Source organism: Streptomyces sp. NPDC053069 (assembly GCF_044546895.1).
Lineage (GTDB): Bacteria > Actinomycetota > Actinomycetes > Streptomycetales > Streptomycetaceae > Streptomyces.
Map to the genome: position 1 here is coordinate 1 of NZ_JBITZN010000015.1, position 16,906 is coordinate 16,906.

General features: G+C 70.0%; 16 protein-coding genes and 1 pseudogene. 5 read left to right on the forward strand and 12 right to left on the reverse strand.

The features are described from left to right. Positions 1-243: pseudogene (locus tag ACIGXP_RS29835) on the reverse strand (cytochrome ubiquinol oxidase subunit I); the annotation flags it as partial. After that, the gene (gene coxB / locus ACIGXP_RS29840) at positions 240-1,199 is read right to left on the reverse strand and encodes a cytochrome c oxidase subunit II (protein ID WP_399773546.1); all 960 of its coding nucleotides are present in this window, start codon (positions 1,197-1,199) and stop codon (positions 240-242) included. The gene coxB and the pseudogene ACIGXP_RS29835, both read right to left, overlap by 4 nt. 281 nt (positions 1,200-1,480) lie before the next feature. On the opposite strand from coxB, the gene ACIGXP_RS29845 reads away from it, so the two are divergent. Continuing rightward, positions 1,481-2,860, forward strand: a complete 1,380-nt coding sequence (locus tag ACIGXP_RS29845) for a cysteine desulfurase/sulfurtransferase TusA family protein (RefSeq protein WP_399773549.1) — start codon at positions 1,481-1,483, stop codon at positions 2,858-2,860. A 45-nt stretch (positions 2,861-2,905) separates the two neighbouring features. Here ACIGXP_RS29845 and ACIGXP_RS29850 read toward each other — a convergent pair whose 3' ends face one another. Next, on the reverse strand, positions 2,906-3,880 hold the full coding sequence (locus ACIGXP_RS29850; protein WP_363220233.1) for a carbohydrate kinase family protein: 975 nt from the start codon (positions 3,878-3,880) through the stop codon (positions 2,906-2,908). A 128-nt stretch (positions 3,881-4,008) separates the two neighbouring features. On the opposite strand from ACIGXP_RS29850, the gene ACIGXP_RS29855 reads away from it, so the two are divergent. Then, positions 4,009-4,230 carry a hypothetical protein gene (locus tag ACIGXP_RS29855; RefSeq protein WP_399773553.1) on the forward strand — a complete coding sequence of 74 codons (222 nt, stop codon included), beginning with the start codon at positions 4,009-4,011 and terminating at the stop codon, positions 4,228-4,230. A 101-nt stretch (positions 4,231-4,331) separates the two neighbouring features. Further along, positions 4,332-6,062, forward strand: a complete 1,731-nt coding sequence (locus ACIGXP_RS29860; protein ID WP_399773555.1) for a hypothetical protein — start codon at positions 4,332-4,334, stop codon at positions 6,060-6,062. 64 nt (positions 6,063-6,126) lie between these two features. Here ACIGXP_RS29860 and ACIGXP_RS29865 read toward each other — a convergent pair whose 3' ends face one another. Further along, a complete protein-coding gene (locus ACIGXP_RS29865) occupies positions 6,127-6,483 on the reverse strand; it encodes an iron-sulfur cluster assembly accessory protein (protein ID WP_028422454.1) in 357 nt (118 codons plus the stop codon). Between the two features lie 270 nt (positions 6,484-6,753). Here ACIGXP_RS29865 and nadA point away from each other — a divergent pair, with 270 nt between their 5' ends. Continuing rightward, complete coding sequence (gene nadA / locus ACIGXP_RS29870; RefSeq protein ID WP_399773559.1) at positions 6,754-7,938, forward strand: quinolinate synthase NadA; 1,185 nt, start codon at positions 6,754-6,756, stop codon at positions 7,936-7,938. Positions 7,939-8,001: 63 nt separating this feature from the next. On the opposite strand, the gene ACIGXP_RS29875 is transcribed toward nadA, so the two are convergent. Together ACIGXP_RS29875 and ACIGXP_RS29880 are read right to left on the reverse strand one after the other, a co-directional pair. Then, positions 8,002-8,781, reverse strand: coding sequence for an SDR family oxidoreductase (locus ACIGXP_RS29875; RefSeq protein ID WP_399773562.1), 780 nt, complete (start codon positions 8,779-8,781; stop codon positions 8,002-8,004). Beyond that, positions 8,778-9,860, reverse strand: coding sequence for a 3-oxoacyl-ACP synthase III family protein (locus ACIGXP_RS29880; RefSeq protein ID WP_399773565.1), 1,083 nt, complete (start codon positions 9,858-9,860; stop codon positions 8,778-8,780). The genes ACIGXP_RS29875 and ACIGXP_RS29880 overlap by 4 nt, the downstream gene beginning before the upstream one ends. 53 nt (positions 9,861-9,913) lie before the next feature. On the opposite strand from ACIGXP_RS29880, the gene ACIGXP_RS29885 reads away from it, so the two are divergent. Continuing rightward, the gene (locus ACIGXP_RS29885) at positions 9,914-10,669 is read left to right on the forward strand and encodes an SDR family NAD(P)-dependent oxidoreductase (RefSeq protein WP_399773568.1); all 756 of its coding nucleotides are present in this window, start codon (positions 9,914-9,916) and stop codon (positions 10,667-10,669) included. Between the two features lie 62 nt (positions 10,670-10,731). Here ACIGXP_RS29885 and ACIGXP_RS29890 read toward each other — a convergent pair whose 3' ends face one another. The 6 genes from ACIGXP_RS29890 to ACIGXP_RS29915 form a co-directional block, all read right to left on the reverse strand. Continuing rightward, complete coding sequence (locus ACIGXP_RS29890; RefSeq protein ID WP_363218100.1) at positions 10,732-11,937, reverse strand: cytochrome P450; 1,206 nt, start codon at positions 11,935-11,937, stop codon at positions 10,732-10,734. After that, the gene (locus tag ACIGXP_RS29895) at positions 11,934-13,175 is read right to left on the reverse strand and encodes a hypothetical protein (protein WP_399773571.1); all 1,242 of its coding nucleotides are present in this window, start codon (positions 13,173-13,175) and stop codon (positions 11,934-11,936) included. Before ACIGXP_RS29895 ends, ACIGXP_RS29890 begins: the two co-directional genes overlap by 4 nt. A gap of 222 nt (positions 13,176-13,397) precedes the next feature. After that, the gene (locus ACIGXP_RS29900; RefSeq protein WP_363218098.1) at positions 13,398-14,009 is read right to left on the reverse strand and encodes a response regulator transcription factor; all 612 of its coding nucleotides are present in this window, start codon (positions 14,007-14,009) and stop codon (positions 13,398-13,400) included. Between the two features lie 212 nt (positions 14,010-14,221). Continuing rightward, positions 14,222-14,455, reverse strand: a complete 234-nt coding sequence (locus ACIGXP_RS29905; protein ID WP_363218097.1) for a ferredoxin — start codon at positions 14,453-14,455, stop codon at positions 14,222-14,224. Next, entirely contained in the window at positions 14,452-15,816 is a 1,365-nt protein-coding gene (locus tag ACIGXP_RS29910) for a cytochrome P450 (RefSeq protein ID WP_399773574.1), read from the reverse strand. The genes ACIGXP_RS29905 and ACIGXP_RS29910 overlap by 4 nt, the downstream gene beginning before the upstream one ends. Beyond that, positions 15,813-16,904, reverse strand: coding sequence for a terpene synthase family protein (locus ACIGXP_RS29915; RefSeq protein ID WP_363218095.1), 1,092 nt, complete (start codon positions 16,902-16,904; stop codon positions 15,813-15,815). The genes ACIGXP_RS29910 and ACIGXP_RS29915 overlap by 4 nt, the downstream gene beginning before the upstream one ends. Positions 16,905-16,906: the final 2 nt, after the last annotated feature.

Sequence of the window (16,906 nt, forward strand, 5' to 3'; positions counted from 1 at the left end):
CTCGTTCGACATGATCTGCAGGCCCGGACGGGCCAGCTCGGCGCGCATCAGCAGCGCCATCACGCCGCCGATCAGGAAGAACGCGAACGACGTCGTGAGGTACATCGTCCCGATCGTCTTGTGATCGGTGGTCGTCAGCCACTTCACCACGACATTGCCGGGCTGCTTGCGCCTGACCGGCAGCTCGTCCGCGTACGCGCCTTCAGCTGCCGCGGCACCCTGGGGTTCGTTGAGGATGCTCACAGGTTGTTCGTCTCCCGGTTCTTCTCGTGGCTCGTCTGCGCGATGCCGGCGGGAATGTAACCGGTCTGCCCCTTCTTGGCGAGGTCCTGGAGATGCTTCTGGTACGCCGCAGGGGAGACGACCTTCACGTTGAACAGCATGCGCGAGTGGTCGACACCGCAGAGCTCGGCGCACTTGCCGAGGAAGGTGCCCTCGTGGTTGGGGGTCACCTGGAAGGCATTGGTGTGGCCCGGGATGACGTCCTGCTTCATCAGGAACGGCACCACCCAGAAGGAGTGGATGACGTCACGAGAGGTCAGGACGAAGCGGACCGTCTTACCCTTGGGCAGCCAGAGCGTCGGACCGGGGTTGTTCGTGTCCGGGTTCCGCGTGCCCGGGGTACCGACGTCGTAGACACCGCCGGCGTTCGCCGGGAAGTCCTTCTTGAACCGGTCCGGAATGGCGTCCAGGTTCTTGTCGGTCTTGGCGTCGCCGGAGACACCCGGGACGCTCTCGACGTAGTTGAAGCCCCAGCTCCACTGGAAGCCGACCACGTTGACCGTGACGTCGGGCTTCTTGGAGAGGTCCAGGAGCTTGGACTCGTCCCGGGCCGTGAAGTAGAAGAGCACCGAGATGATGATGATCGGGACCACTGTGTACAGGGCCTCGATCGGCATGTTGTACCGAGTCTGCGGAGGTACCTCGACCTTGGTGCGGCTGCGCCGGTGGAACATGGCGCTCCACAGGATCAGGCCCCACACCAGCACGCCGACGGCGAGCGCGGCAGCCCAGGAGCCCTGCCACAGCGAGAGGATCCGCGGAGCCTCTTCCGTGGTCGGGGTGGGCATGCCAAGGCGGGGGAAGTCCTTGTATGTGCAACCGGTTGCGGTCGCCAGGACCAGGCCCGCGGTCAGTGCCTGCAGCAGCTTCCGCCGCATCGGGCGCCGCGGCGAGCGGTCGGAGCCGTTGGGACTCACGTAGCGCCTTCCCGAGAGTCTCGCCCGCGCGGTCGGCTGCGGCCTTCTCGCTGGTCGGTCGCCGCCCTGCGTCGGGCAGGGGTTTGGATGTTTATGCGGACCAAACCCTAGCCCACCCTCTCCGGGGGTTCGCGGGGAGGGGTGCCTACTGACTCGGGTGGTTCGCTGAATTGGCGGCTGCGGGCCCGTTGTGGCTGGTCGCGCCCCGCGGCGGAGCCGCTGATGTCACAGCCCCGCGCCCCTTTGGGGCGCTGCCCCGACCGGCGGTTTAGCGTTGCCGTATGGCCTACTTTGACGCTGCTTCCGCCGCTCCCCTCCATCCCGTGGCCCGTCAGGCGCTGTTGGCCTCTTTGGATGAGGGATGGGCCGATCCTGCACGGCTGTACCGGGAGGGACGCAGGGCCCGGATGTTGCTGGACGCGGCGCGGGAGGCAGCTGCCGAGGCCGTGGGGTGCCGGGCGGACGAGGTGGTGTTCACCTCGTCGGGGACCCGGGCCCTGCACAGCGGGATCGCAGGGGCGTTGGCCGGGCGGCGGCGGGTTGGGCGTCACCTTGTCGTGTCAGCTGTCGAACACTCCTCCGTGCTCCACGCGGCGGAGGTGTTCGAGGCCGATGGCGGTGCGGTCACCCGAGTGGCCGTCAACCGGGCCGGAGCCGTCACCCCCGCGGACTACGCCTCCGCCCTGCGCCCGGACACCGCGCTGGCGTGTCTGCAGTCGGCCAACCACGAGGTGGGCACCGCGCAGCCGGTCGCCGAGGTGGCCGAGGTGTGCCGGGGCGCCGGGGTGCCGCTGCTGGTGGACGCGGCGCAGTCGCTGGGGTGGGGGCCCGTCGGGGGCGACTGGTCGCTGCTCGCGGCCAGTGCGCACAAATGGGGCGGGCCGTCCGGGGTCGGACTGCTCGTCGTGCGCAAGGGGGTGCGGTTCGCCGCCCAAGGGCCCGCCGACGAGCGGGAGTCCGGGCGGGCGCCCGGGTTCGAGAACATCCCGGCGATCGTGGCGGCGGTGGCCTCCCTGCGGGCGGTACGGGCCGAGGCGGCCCAGGAGGCGGTACGGCTGCGGGAGCTGACGGAACGGATCCGGACGCGGGTACCGCAGGCCGTACCGGACGTGGAGGTCGTCGGCGACCCCGAGCGGCGGCTGCCCGGGATCGTCACCTTCTCCTGCCTCTACGTCGACGGCGAGGCCCTGCTGCACGAGCTGGACCGGGAGGGCTTCTCGGTCTCCTCCGGTTCGTCCTGCACGAGCAGCACCCTGACGCCCAGCCATGTGCTGAGGGCGATGGGGGTGCTGAGCGAGGGGAACGTACGGGTGTCCCTGCCGATGGGGGCGGCCGAGGAGGACGTGGAGCGGTTCCTCGCGGTGCTGCCGGGGGCGGTGGCGGGGGTCCGGGAGAAGCTGGGCGCACCGGCGGCACCGGCCGCCCAGCAGGGTCCCGGGGAGGTGCTCGTCGACTCCCTCGGCAAGCGGTGCCCCGTCCCGGTCATCGAACTGGCGAAGGTGTTCGGTCAGGTGCCGGTCGGCGGGACCGTACGGGTCCTCTCCGACGACGAGGCGGCCCGCCTGGACATCCCGGCATGGTGCGAGATGCGGGGGCAGGAGTACATCGGGGAGGAGCCGGCGGAAGGAGGTACGGCGTACTTGGTCCGCCGCACGAGCTGACCGGCCTCGGGGTGCGGGGCTGGGTGGCAGACGAAAAGCCGCAGCTCAGCTCAGGTGGGCCTGGACTTCCTGCGCGGCCTCGTCCCCGTACGCCTTGGTGAATCGCTCCATGAAGTGCCCGCGGAGCAGCCGGTACTCCTGCGTCCCCACGGTCTCGATGACCAGCGTCGCCAGCATGCAGCCCACCTGAGCGGCGCGCTCCAGCGAGACGCCCCAGGCCAGTCCCGACAGGAACCCCGCGCGGAAGGCGTCGCCGACACCCGTGGGGTCGGCCTTGCGCTCCTCCTCAGGGCAGCCGACCTCGATCGGGTCCTCGCCGACCCGCTCGATGCGCACGCCCCGCGAGCCGAGCGTGGTGACGCGGTGGCCGACCTTGGCCAGGATCTCGTCCTCGCTCCAGCCGGTCTTGGACTCGATGAGGCCCTTCTCGTACTCGTTGGAGAACAGGTACGTCGCGCCGTCCAGCAGTATCCGGATCTCCTCACCCTCCATCCGGGCGATCTGCTGGGAGAAGTCGGCGGCGAAGGGGATCCGGCGGGAGCGGCACTCCTCGGTGTGGCGGAGCATCGCCTCCGGGTCGTCGGCGCCGATGACGACCAGGTCGAGGCCGCCCACACGGTCGGCGACGGTCTTCAGCTCGATGAGCCGGGCCTCGCTCATCGCACCGGTGTAGAACGAGCCGATCTGGTTGTGGTCGGCGTCGGTGGTGCACACGAAGCGGGCGGTGTGCAGGGTCTCGGAGATCCGGACCGAGTCGGTGTCCACGCCGTGCCGGTCGAGCCAGGACCGGTACTCGTCGAAGTCGAAGCCGGCGGCCCCGACCAGGATCGGCCTGGTGCCGAGCTGGCCCATGCCGAAGGCGATGTTGGCGCCGACGCCGCCCCGGCGCACGTCCAGGTTGTCGACCAGGAAGGAGAGCGAGACCGTGTGCAGCTGGTCCGCGACGAACTGGTCGGCGAAACGGCCGGGGAAGGTCATGAGGTGGTCGGTGGCGATGGAGCCGGTGACTGCGATGCGCACGTCGGCATTCTCCTGCGGGAGGCTGGATTGACAGTTCACGCTACCCGGTCGGCTGCCGGGGCTGTAGGTGGCGAAACTACCCGATAGTAGATCTTTCTTCGCGGCTTGAGCAGGCCTACGGTGCGGTCATGACGAACCTCAAGTTCCGCTCCGCCGCCCCGGCCGACCTCGACGGCGACCTCGACGGCGGCCTCGCAGCGCTGCGCGGCGACTGCGCCCGGATGGCTCCGCACTGGACGGTTCCCGAGCACGCGACGTCACGGCCGGTGCCGCCGTCCCTGATTCACGGGGTGAACGTGCCGGCGCGGTCCGCGCGGCTGCTGGACGCGATGTCGGACTACGGCGACTGACGCGCGGGCGCACTCCGCAGGGAACCGCACGCTCCCCTCGCGCGTCCCATCGCCGTCCCCCAGGCGGGGGATGCGGGATACGACCAGCGAGGAGCGATGCGGTGAACACCGAGCGACCCGAGAACCGCGAGCACCCCGAGGGCTCCGAGCAGCCCGAGAGCGCCGTGGGCCCTGGGGGTGCCGGGAGCCAGGAGGGCTCCGAGGGAGCCGAGGACTCGGGAAAGCCCGAGCCGACGATCGCGACGGAGGACGGCGCGCCCGGGAAGGACGACGGCAAGCACAGCACGGACGACGCGGACGACGTTGTCGGCACTGAGACCGCTGTCGGCGCTGATGGCGCTGAGGCCGCTGATGGCTCTGAGGCGGCTGTCCGCGCTGAGGGGCCCGGCGGCCCGGAGAGCGACATGGAGGGTGGGCGTGCCGGGCGGCGGCGGTCGCGGCTCGCCGTCGTCTCCGTCGCCGCCGCCGTGCTGCTGGTCGGCGGCGGTGGCGCCTATCTCGCGGCGAGCAGTGACGCCGGAGGCCGTACCCCCGGCGACGGTGCCCCTCCCGGGCCGCTCGCCCTGGACGGCTGGAGCGGCACGGGCGGTATCGCCCCGGGCGAACCGGACCCGTACGGGGCGACGTACGTGGCCCGGGGCGATCTGCCGGCCGGGCCCGGCTCCGCGCCGGTGTACGTCCCGGAGGGCCAGGTAGGCAAGGACGCGGTGGTCCGGCTGGCCAGGGCGCTCGGTGTCGGCGGCGCTCCGGTGGCCGAGGGGCGGATCTGGCGGGTCGGCGGCAAGGACGGCTCCGGGCCGAGCCTCCAGGTGAACCGGGACGCGCCGGGAAGCTGGACCTACAGCCGGTATGCGCCGGGCACCGACGACTGCAGGAAGGGTGTGCTCTGCGTGCACGACCCGATGGCCCCCGCGGGCACCGCGGTGAGCGTGGCGAAGGCGACCGGGGCCGCCGCGCCGGTGCTGAAGGCGGCCGGTCTGGACGACGCGAAGATCGACGCGAGCCAGGTCATGGGCAGCCAGCGGGTGGTCAACGCCGATCCGGTGGTCGGCGGGCTGCCGACGTACGGCTGGACGACCGGCCTGACCGTGGACCGGCGGGGTGAGCTGGTGGGCGGGCACGGACTGCTCGGGGCTCCGGCGAAGGGCGACACATATCCCGTGCTGAGCGCCGGGAAGACGCTGAAGCTGATGAACGCGGCCCCGAAGGGCGACCACCGGATGGGGATCGGCGGCTGTGCCAGCCCGATGCCGCTGCAGGACCGGCTGGAGCGGCCCTGCGGGGAGTCCACGGGCGCGCCGAAGCAGGGAGCGGACCCGGGCACCGACACCGTCACCGTGGAGAAGGCGGTCTTCGGGCTGGCCTCGCACTCCGTCGCCGGGCGGCAGACGCTGGTGCCGTCCTGGCTGTTCGAGGTGCGGGGGCCGGTCGGCCAGGGCGCGTCCACCGTTGCGTATCCGGCGGTCGATCCCCGGTATCTGGCCTCGGCGGCCACGCCCCCGGCTCCGTCGGCTTCCGGGACGCCGACGCCCCGGACCGTGCGGGTGACCGGTTACCTGGCCGACGATCGGGAGCTGACCGTGAGCTTCTACGGCGGGGTGTGTGCCGACTACGAGGTGGCCGCGAAGGAGAGCGGCGAGCGGGTGACCGTGACGGTGACCGAGCATCGCCGGCCGGACAAGGTGTGTGTGCTGATCGCCAAGGAGTACGCGAAGACGGTACGGCTGGCTGCGCCACTGGACGGGCGGACGGTGGTCGGTGCCGACGGCAGCCGTATTCCGCAGGGCAAGCCGGGGGCGCTGCGTCCCCACACGCCGGCACGGACTCGCTAGCCTCCCGGCGTACGACGAAGGCGGCGGCCCCGTGCCGGGGTCGCCGCCTTTTCAGACCGTCGGCTCAGCTGAAGGAGTCGCCGCAGGCGCAGGAGCCGGTCGCGTTCGGGTTGTCGATCGTGAAGCCCTGCTTCTCGATCGTGTCCACGAAGTCGATGGTGGCGCCGCCCAGGTAGGGAGCGCTCATCCGGTCGGTGACGACCTTGACCCCGCCGAAGTCCTTCTCGACGTCGCCGTCGAGCGAGCGCTCGTCGAAGAAGAGCTGGTAGCGCAGGCCGGAGCAGCCGCCGGGCTGGACGGCGACACGCAGCGCGAGGTCGTCACGGCCTTCCTGGTCGAGCAGGGCCTTGACCTTGGCCGCGGCGGCGTCGGTCAGGATGATGCCGTCGGTGACGGTGGTGGTCTCGTCCGATACGGACATCTACATCTCTCCCGGGTTGTACGGAGACTGCTTGCCGACGAGTGCAACCGGCGCTTCCGCGGATTCATTCCGGGCCGGGCAGTCCTGTCGCGTTTTTCCTTCTCTTCATGCTCGCACATGCCCGTGAGCACCGGCAGCGGCCTGTGGAGGGACCTTGCGGGGAGCCGAGCGGGATTCACGTCACATCGACGCTATGGCCATCGTCAAACTGACGTGAACCAGTTATGATAGATAGCGTCAGTTAGACGAAAAGTAGAAAGGGTGCGTGTCGTGACCACCGCCCAGACCCCGGAGCTCGACGTGCAGCCGACTCCGCTCGCCCTGCTGCTGCTCGGCCGTGAGGCCGACCCGAAGAGCGAGCGGGGCGTCGAGTGCCCCGGTGACCTGCCGTCGCCGTCCGACCCCGACCTGGTCGAGCGCGCCCGCGCGGCCAAGGAGAAGCTCGGCGACAAGGTCTTCGTGCTCGGCCACCACTACCAGCGCGACGAGGTCATCCAGTTCGCCGACGTCACGGGTGACTCCTTCAAGCTGGCCCGGGACGCGGCCGCGCGCCCCGAGGCCGAGTACATCGTCTTCTGCGGTGTGCACTTCATGGCCGAGTCGGCGGACATCCTCACCTCCGACGACCAGAAGGTCGTACTGCCCGACCTCGCCGCCGGCTGCTCCATGGCCGACATGGCGACGGCCGAGCAGGTGGCGGAGTGCTGGGACGTGCTGACGGAGGCCGGGGTCGCCGAGCAGGTGGTCCCCGTCTCGTACATGAACTCCTCGGCGGACATCAAGGCGTTCACCGGCAAGCACGGCGGCACGATCTGCACCTCGTCCAACGCCAAGCGGGCGCTGGACTGGGCCTTCGAGCAGGGCGAGAAGGTGCTGTTCCTGCCGGACCAGCACCTGGGCCGCAACACCGCCGTCCGGGACATGGGCATGTCCCTGGACGACTGCGTGGTCTACAACCCGCACAAGCCGAACGGCGGCCTGACCGCGGACGAGCTGCGCGCGGCGAAGATGATCCTGTGGCGGGGCCACTGCTCGGTCCACGGCCGCTTCAGCCTGGACTCGGTCAACGACGTGCGCGCCCGCATCCCCGGCGTGAACGTCCTCGTCCACCCCGAGTGCAAGCACGAGGTCGTCGCCGCCGCGGACCACGTCGGCTCGACGGAGTACATCATCAAGGCCCTGGAGGCGGCCCCGGCGGGCTCCAAGTGGGCCATCGGCACCGAGCTGAACCTGGTCCGGCGGCTGGCGAACCGTTTCGCGCCCGAGGGCAAGGAGATCGTCTTCCTCGACAAGACGGTCTGCTTCTGCTCGACCATGAACCGCATCGACCTGCCGCACCTGGTCTGGGCCCTGGAGTCCCTGGCCGAGGGCAACCTGGTCAACCGGATCGAGGTCGACAAGGAGACGGAGGCGTTCGCGAAGCTGGCGCTGGAGCGGATGCTGGCGCTGCCGTAGTCCGAGAGCCCCAGGAGTCCACGGCCCCCGGCCGGCCTCTTCGGCCGGCCGGGGGCGTCGTCGTCAGGGATGCCCGCAGAACGGTGCCGAAATACTCAGGCCGCCGTCGACCACCAGGTTCTGGCCGGTGATGTACTCGGCGGCGGGCGACAGCAGGAAGTCGACGGCGTCGGCGACCTCCTGGGGGGAGCCGGGGCGGCCCTTGGGGATGTGCGGGACGATGTCGTCGGCGGTCAGGCCGGTGGCCCTCAGGTAGTGGCCCAGGGAGTCCGTCGTGATCATCCCGCCGGTCACCACGTTGACGTTGACACCCTTGGGCGCCAGCTCGGCCGCGAAGTAGCGGGCCCAGGCCTCCAGGGCCGCCTTCTGGGCGCCGATGGCCGCGTATCCGGGGATGGCACGCCCGGCGGCCAGCGACGAGACGGCCGCGATCCGTCCCCCGCGGTCCATGAGCCGGACGGCGTGCTGGGCGGCGACCACGAAGGACTGGGAGTTCATGGCGTGGCTGCGCGCGAGGTGGCGCAGTTCCACCTGCTCAACGGTCTTCGCGGGACCCGCCGCCGCGTTGGCGACGAGGTGGTCGAGCCGGCCGTACCGCTCCTCGACGAAGGCGAACAGCTCCGCGATCTGCCCGGGGTCCTCCACGTCGGCCCGGCACAGGCTGCCCTCTCCCCCCGCCTTCTCCACCTCCTCCAGGGCGCTGTGCGCGGCCTCCTCGTCCTGCTTGTAGTTGATCACCACATGGCCCCCGCGCCGGGCGAGCGTGACCGCCACGGCCCGCCCGATGCCTCGGGAGGCGCCCGTGACGAGGGTGACCTGGTCCGATCCCGTACGTCCACTCACGCGGCATCCCTCCGCCCGGCGCCGAAGTCCTCCGGCCCGCACCAGCGCAGCACCGTGCCGCCGTAACTCATGCCCGAGCCGAACGAGACCAGCAGGACCTCGTCGCCGGGGCGCAGCCGGCCCGACTCGACGGCCTCCCACAGGGCCAGGATCACGCTGGACCCGCTGGTGTTGCCGAGCCGGTCCGCCACGACGACGCCCTTGCTCTCCGGCTGGCCGAGTTCGCGGACCAGCCGGCGCAGCAGTGTCGGGTTGGCCTGGTGGGAGACGATCAGGTCGACGTCGTCCAGCGTGGTCCCGGCCGCCTTGACGACCTGTTCGACGAAGTCCGGGATGACGTCCAGCGCGAAGTCGCGCACTCCCCCGCCGTCCATGCGCATGTAGTTGGGCCCGCTGAAGCGGTTGGGCAGACCCTCGGGCGGGTCCAGACGCTCCGTGAAGGCCGTGTAGTACAGCTCCGGTTTGGTGCGCATCAGCGTGGGCCCGACCCCCTGCCCGTCCCGGCACGCCTCCAGCAGGTAACAGCCCGCGCCGTCACCGAAGATGGCGTGCCCGGTGCGGTCCTCGGGGTCCAGGCACTGGGCGACCGTGTCGGCGATGACGACGGCGACCCGGTTGTACTCCCCGGAGCGGATGTACTTCACGCCGACGTCGAGCGCGAACACGCCGCCCGCGCAGCCGCCCGCGTTGATGTCGAAGCCCCTGATGTCGAAGAGGCCCGCCTTGCGCAGCACGGCCGCGGCCATGGCCGGCAGCATGTGGTCCGGGGTGCCGGTGCAGCAGATGACGAGGTCTATGGTCTCCGGGGCGATGCTCGCGCGGGCGCAGGCGTCCTGGAGCGCCCCGACCGCGAGGTCGGAGGTCAGCTGGCCGGGCCGGGCCACCCGGCGCGTGGTGATTCCCAGCTTGGTCCGAATCCATTCGTCACTGGTGTCGAAACGGGCGACGATTTCTTCGTTCGATATCTCGAGGTCGGGCACAAAACGCCCTACCGACCGAATGCCCACGGATACCGGAGCAGTATTCCACACCGTCCGCACACCCCTTTCCAAAAGGCTTGCCTTGTATTGCACGGTCACTCACGATTAAATAATCCTGCCGCGTTTCGGCTCCGTTTCCAGGAAAGGTCCTCATGTCTCGTGCCGTTGCTCTCATCACCGGCGGAACCTCGGGTTTGGGTCTCGCGACCGCACAGCGGCTGCAGGCCGACGGCATGCGGGTGGTGCTGGTCGGCCGCTCACGGGAGCGGGGTGAGGAGGCGGTCTCGCGGCTGGGCGGCGAGGCGGTGTTCGTGCCCGGGGACGTCGCTGTCGAGGGCGATGTGGAGCGGGCCGTCGGGGCCGCCGTCGAGCAGGGGGCGCTGCGGGCCGTGGTGAACTGCGCGGGCCGCGCGCACGCGGCGCGGGTGGTGAGCCGCTCCGGTCCGCACCCCCTGAAGGAGTTCACCGAGGTGATCGAGGCCAATCTGATCGGCACCTTCAACGTCGTCCGCCTGGCCGCCGACGCGATGGCGGCCAATGAGCCGGTCTCCGCAGAGCGCGGAGTCATCGTCAACACCGCCTCCATCGCCGCGTTCGACGGCCAGATCGGGCAGGCCGCCTACGCCGCCTCCAAGGCCGGAGTGGCCGGCATGACCCTGCCTCTGGCCCGGGACCTCGGGCCGTTGCGGATCCGGGTGGTCACCGTGGCCCCGGGGCTGTTCGACACCCCGGCGGCCGATGTGCTGCCCGCCGACAAGAAGGCCGAACTGGCCGGACTGGTGCCTCATCCGCGCAGGTGGGGAGCGGCGGAGGAGTTCGCGGAGCTGGTGCTCCACATCCTCCGCAACCCCATGCTCAACGGCGAGACGATCCGGCTCGACGCCGGCCTGCGGCTGCCGGCCCGCTGAGCCGGCCGGGCCGTTCGCACGGCGCGCGGGGCGGGCATCGGTTGGCCCCGCGCGCCGTGCAGCTACCACGCGACCGGCAGTTCCTGGCATCCGTAGACGATGGCGCCGTCCCGCATCCGCACCTGGTCCGCCGGGACCGTCAGGCGCAGTCGGGGCAGCCGGTCGAGCAGGACCTGGAAGCCGATCCGCAACTCGGCGCGGGCCAGTTGCTGGGCCACGCACTGGTGCACGCCGAAGCCGAAGGCCACGTTGCCGGAGGGCACGCGCGCGATGTCGAAGCGGTCCGGGTCCGTGAAGCGCTCGGGGTCCCGGTTGGCGGCGGGCAGCGACACGGTGACGGTCTGCCCGGCGCGCACGGTCTCCCCGCCCAGCTCCACGTCCTCGGCCGCGCCGCGCGAGATGCCGAACTGGATGACGGTCAGATAGCGCAGAAGTTCCTCGACGGCGCTGTTCATCAGTCCGGCGTCGGCGCGCAGGGCGGCGAGCTGGTCCGGGTGGGTCAGCAGGGTGTAGGTGCCCAGCGAGAACATGTTCGCGGTGGTCTCGTGGCCCGCGGTGAAAAGCTGGAACGCCACACTGGTGAGTTCCACATCGGAAAGTTCCGCCGACTGCACGAGTCCGCTCAGCAGATCGTCGCCGGGCTCTTTCTGCTTGAGCGCCACGACATTCGCGAGGAATTCGAAGATGATGCGGTAGCAGTCCTTCACCTCTTCGGCGGAGGAGTCGATGCGCAGCATCTTCTCGGAGACGGGCTGGATGTCCTGCCAGTCGGCGTACTGAATTCCCAGGAGATCGCAGATGACCCGGGACGGCAGCGGCATGGCGAACGCGGTGACGAGGTCCGCGGTGTCCGCGCCGTCCGCCTGCATCCGGTCGATCAACTCGTTCGCGACCGCGGCGATCTTCGGTTCCATCTCCCGCATCCGGCGGGTGCTCAGCTCGCCGGTGAGCAGCCGCCGGTACTTGGTGTGCTCCGGCGGGTCCATGCCGACGAACATGCCGGGCACGTCCTCCTCGGGCGGCTGGCCGTCGCCCAGGACGTCATGCACCGCGGAGTGCCGGATGCGCGGGTTCGAGCTGAACCGGGAGTCGGACAGCACCTGCCGGGCCAGCTGGTGGCTGGTGACGATCCAGCCCTCATGGCCGTCGGCATAGGTCAGCGGGGCCACGGGGCAGCGCCCGCGCATCTCGGACAGCTCCGGCGGGGGATCCAGCGGGTGGACCCGTGCCGTGGGGATACGGGGTGGCGTGGTTTCCTGCTGGGTCATACGCGCTCCTGGTTCGTGGTGCGGGCGCGGAGCAGTTCCGCGGTGCGCTCCGCGAGGGCCGTGCGCTCCGCTGCGGACAGCAGGCCCTCGGGCGAGGTGATCTCGATGCTGAGCCGGCCGTCGTACGAGGTGACGACGAACAGCAGCAGGCCGTGCATGGTGGTCGTGGTGTAGCCGCGGAAGTCCGTGATGCGCAGACCCCGCGGTGCGGTGAACTCGGGGATGGGACCGAGATTGGTGACGACGAGGTCGACGGAGACGGGTTCGGCGGCGGCGAACTGGCCGGCCTGGAGGATCGCGCGCTCGGCCTCGCCGTCGTCGATGGCCTTGTCGAGGCGCTCCTTGATGACCCGGCCGACTTCGGTCGGATCGGCGCCGCGCGGGACGGAGACGGCCGTCTCGACGCCGCTGACGAAGTTGGTGGACTCCTCGACGGTCACCACCGGTTCGGTCCGGTTCCGCAGGTCCACCGGGCAGCCGCAGACCAGGTCCAGGGCGTCCGCGCCAGGGCGTCCCTCGCGTACGGCGACGGTCGCGGCGCCCGCCACGAAGCCGTGCACCGAGAAGGAGTCGGCGCGCAGCACGTCCCGCAGCAGGGCGGTGTCCTCGGTGTCGAGCCGCAGCCGCTGGGGCACCACCCGCAGCGGCTCCGGGGAGGGGGCAGCGGCCAGGGCCGCGCGCAGTGCGTCCCGGTCCACCGCGCTCTCCACGACACCGGCCGTGTGACGGTCCTTCAGCAGGGTCTCGGCGGACAGCTGGGCCGGGGCCGCGGGGGTGGCGTAGGGCGATGTCCGGCCCTCGGTGAGCGCGGTGTAGTTGCGGCACAGCTTCTCGAGCAGGGTGACGCCGCCGCGCCCGTCGATCATGCTGTGGTGCAGGACGAGGATGATGCGCGCGCTGTGCTCGGAGCGCACGAGGACGAGCCGGCACAGCTGCTCGGTGGAGTCCAGCGGGCGTGCCATCTCGGCCAGGTAGACGGCCTCCTCGTCCTCGGGTGTGCCGTCGGTCTCCCGCAGGGTGACCTCGGGCAGCCGACCGGGCGGAATCCGGAAGAAATAGCCGTTCTCGTCCCGTCCGAGATTTCCCGTCAGGAGTGGAACCGCATGGCACAGCGCCTTGAACGCCTGGATGAGTCGGCCCGGGTCCACTGCGCCGGCGGCGGCTATCGAATAAGAACCGGACCAGTCGACAAACGCGTGATAAGCCTCGCTGGGATCCAGGTACCGCAGCCGTGACATCAAGCACTCATTCCCATCGGAGCCGTCCAGTAAAATACCGTGCGCCGGCGTTCCGAATTGGTTCGGCAAGAATTCTCACGGAACGCGTGACCTCAGTATTTCCGGACGTCACCCGAGGTGTCTTCCGCCCAAGAACCAGGTCCGCGAGCCCGTCTCCGGGCCGGGCTCGCCGAGCTGGGACCTGGACCATCGACCAGTGTGGTGAACGCCCCGTGGAACGGGTCAGGCGCCACGAGCTCCGATGGAATGGCCGTGGGGCGTGGTGAAGGAGCCCATGGCGGCGATGAGCTGGGCTCTCGTGCTGACGCCGGACTTGGCGAGCACGTTGGAGACATGGAACTTGACAGTTTTCTCGGTGACGCACAGGGCCGTCGCGATGGCCTTGTTGGACAGCCCCTGACAGAGCAGGGCGAGGACGCCGTTCTCGCGCTCGGTGAGCAGGTCCCGGAAGCGGTGGTCCACTCCCGGGGGCGTACAGCCTGCTCGGACGGCCTGCAGCAGACAGGCGGTGAGCTCCGAGGAGGCGAAGCCGCCGTCATCCACGACCGCGTGGACGGCGTGGACGACGTCGTCGTTGGCCGCGTTGCGGTGGACGACTCCGCGCACATTGCCTCTGACCAGGTCGGCCAGTCGCTCGGGGCTCATCGCCTCGATGCCGTAGACAACGGTGGCAGGAGGGCTGGAGACGGCCCGGTCCAGTTCCTGGACCAGTTCGGTCAGCCCGGCCTCCAGCAGGACGACATCGGGTCGGAATTCGGCAACCCCCTTCACCGCCTGTCGTTCGTCCGCCGCTTCCGCGACCACGGAGATTCCCGGGTCCTGAGCGAGCAGCATTTTCAAACCGAATCGTGCGTGCGGATGACTGTCGCACACCATGACATCGACCGGGTTCCGTATGGAATGGAACCGACTCTTACCCGTGAGACTGACCGGCAATGGGCTCCCCCTACCTCGTACCGTCAACCTCAGGCAGGCTAATCGAACGCCGGTGCGCCACACAAGAGTTCAGCCACCTCGACTCGATCACATCGCAAATATGTACGCTTTCATTCATTTCTCCGTTCGCGCTCGCCCAGTACCACGTCTGTCACGGAAATCGCCTCGCACGGGCAGTTGTCCGACGCGATCTTGACTGATTTCTCGCTGCCGGGTGGCGCAAAATGCTCGTGGAGGATCACGCGGCCGTCCGTGTCCCGTTGGTCGAATATCTCCGGCGCGCTCAGCGCGCACATGCCCGAGCCGCAGCAGCGGTCCAGGTCGACGGTGATGCGCAGGGTCACGGACAGGCCACCGGCTCCCGGCGCCGGACCGGCGACACCGTCATAGGCATGTGATTGGGGTTGACCGTGGCCCACGGCATCTCCTTGACCTTGACTCCGTCGGCGAGCGTCAGCTGCCAACGGCGGACGATCGTGCCCAGCACCACATGCATCATCGCCCAGGCGAACTGTTCGCCGATGCAGTGCCGGGGACCCGCCCCGAACGGTGTGTAGGCGCCCTTGGGGAGACGTGCGACCGGCATGTCCAGCCAGCGGTCCGGGTCGAAGCGCAGCGGGTCGGGGAAGAGGTCGGGGTCGCGGTGCACGGCGTACGGGCTGTAGAACAGCTCGGTGCCGGCCTTCACATGGCCGCCGCCCAGCGGGAAGTCCCGTACGGCGCGCCGGGAGATGACGAGGATCGGCTGCCGGACCCGCATGAGCTCCTGCAACACCCGCCGGTTGTAGGGCAGGTTGCCGACGTCGGCCATCTCGAAGTCCCGCTCGCCGACGACCTCCAGGACCTCCGCGCGCACCCGCTCCGCCATCTCCGGGTGCCGGGCCAGCTCGTAGAAGAGCCAGGCCATGGCGGTGGCGGCGGTCTCCGAGCCGGCCATGGTGACCGAGACGATCTGGTTGCACAGCTCCTCGTCGGTCATCGGACGTCCGGTCTCCGGGTCACGGGCCGCGAGCAGCATGGACAGCATGCCCGCCGTGCCGGGTTCGGCGGCGCCCTGCCGGTAGGCCAGCATGACGCGGCTGATCGCCTCGCGGAGCTGGGCGAAGGCCGCGTCGAAGCGGCGGTTCATGGGCAGCGGCAGCTTCTCCAGCAGGTCGCCCGGCGACACCGTGCGCCACATGATGGCCTCCAGCACGGTGGGCAGGATCGCCGCCAGCTCCTCGTGCGCGGCCCGGTCCACGACCGAGCCGAACATGGTGCGGGCCAGGATGTTGAAGGTGATGTCCCGCATGGCCTTGTCCACCGGGATCTCGTCGCCGGCCCGCCAGTGCGCGGTCTTCTCCTCGGTGACCTCGCGCATCACCTGGACGTACCGGGTGATCTCGTCACGGTGGAAGGAGGGCTTGATCATGGCCTGCTGGCGGCGGTGCTCGTCGCCGTAGGCGTGGATCACGCCGTTGCCGGTGAGCGGGCGGACCTTGTCGTAGAACCGGCCCTTGTCCAGCAGATCCTTGCGGTCCGTGAGCAGGGCGTGGATCAGCGGCGGTGAGGTCACGAACAGCGAGGGCATCGGGCCCAGGTCCACGCGGACCAGGTCGCCGTGGGCGCGCAGCGAGGTCAGAAAGCCCAGCGGACTGCGCATCAGGGCCAGCGCGTGGCCGAGTCCGGGCACCCGGCCGGGGGCGGTCGTGTACGAGACGCTCACGCGTGCGCCTCCGAGGTCGGCGCGGCCAGCCGGCAGTAGGCGCGGTCGCTGTAGACGGTGCGGTCCAGGTGCAGGGTGAGCATCCCGGAGCGGACACCGTTCCACCGGTGCCCCGGCCCGTTGTAACGGGACGTCAGGTACGACCACTGGAGGTTGCCGGCCATCATGTGCCACAGCGCGTCCAGGTAGGCGCGGATGTCGTCGCGGCGGCCCAGTTCGCCCGCCTCGATGGCCGCCCTGGCCTTCATGAACTCGGCCCGCTTGCCGTCGATGAGGGCGAACAGGCGGTCCACACCCTCCTGGAGGCCGAGTCCCTCGCTCAGCCGCAGGACCGAGAGGGCGTTGACGTAGTCGTCCATCATCGCCTCGGCCCGGAAGGAGAACATGTCGTTCGTCAGCATGATGTGCACCAGCGCGATGTCGATGATCTCGCGCAGTTCCGCGTGCCGCTCAAGGTCCTCGGTCAGGTCGATGCCGAGCCCGTACTCGCCGAGCACGAAGTACATGCCCATGCCGACGCTGTCCTTGCGGACGCCTATGTAGGTGTCGTAGTCGAAGACCCGGTCCTCCGTGCGGGAGGTGATCTCGTGGACGCACCCGGCGAGGAAGCGCCGCACCTCCGCGAGGAACCGGTCCCACACGGCGGGCGGCATGTCCGCGCGCATCTCCTTCCACAGTCCCTGGAGGACCGAGCCCCACATCTCGGTGCCGTCGGCCTGCTCGTCGAGGATGCCTGCCAGCAGGACGAACAGTTCCTGGGCCGCGGCGGGGTCCTTGCCGAGCTTGTCCCGGTCCACCATCGCGTTGTCGAACACCGAGAGGTACTCGGTGTACTTGCACAGGTGGCGCAGCCGGTCCTCGCGGGCCGTGGGCAGCACCAGACAGGTCCACAGGGAGGCGGTCTCCTCCAGGAGGAGGTCCATCTCCCGGGGGTCGTCCATGGCGAAGCCCATGGTCTCGCGGACCCAGGCGTCCGACTCCCGCCGGATGTCCTCCGTCTGCGGGTGGCTGCACGCGGGGAGCAGATAGGGGAACTCTGGGAGATAGATCTCCGTGCCGTCCGAGAACGGCTTCGGGATGGTCGACATCC

Bases quoted from the DNA above. Each gene is read 5' to 3' on its own strand.
- ACIGXP_RS29845 (WP_399773549.1), top strand. From the start codon at position 1,481: ATGGCCTACTTTGACGCTGCTTCCGCCGCTCCCCTCCATCCCGTGGCC.
- ACIGXP_RS29855 (WP_399773553.1), top strand. From the start codon at position 4,009: ATGACGAACCTCAAGTTCCGCTCCGCCGCCCCGGCCGACCTCGACGGC.
- ACIGXP_RS29865 (WP_028422454.1), bottom strand. From the start codon at position 6,483: ATGTCCGTATCGGACGAGACCACCACCGTCACCGACGGCATCATCCTG.
- ACIGXP_RS29885 (WP_399773568.1), top strand. From the start codon at position 9,914: ATGTCTCGTGCCGTTGCTCTCATCACCGGCGGAACCTCGGGTTTGGGT.
- ACIGXP_RS29890 (WP_363218100.1), bottom strand. From the start codon at position 11,937: ATGACCCAGCAGGAAACCACGCCACCCCGTATCCCCACGGCACGGGTC.
- ACIGXP_RS29895 (WP_399773571.1), bottom strand. From the start codon at position 13,175: ATGTCACGGCTGCGGTACCTGGATCCCAGCGAGGCTTATCACGCGTTT.
- ACIGXP_RS29900 (WP_363218098.1), bottom strand. From the start codon at position 14,009: ATGCTGCTCGCTCAGGACCCGGGAATCTCCGTGGTCGCGGAAGCGGCG.
- ACIGXP_RS29915 (WP_363218095.1), bottom strand. From the start codon at position 16,904: ATGTCGACCATCCCGAAGCCGTTCTCGGACGGCACGGAGATCTATCTC.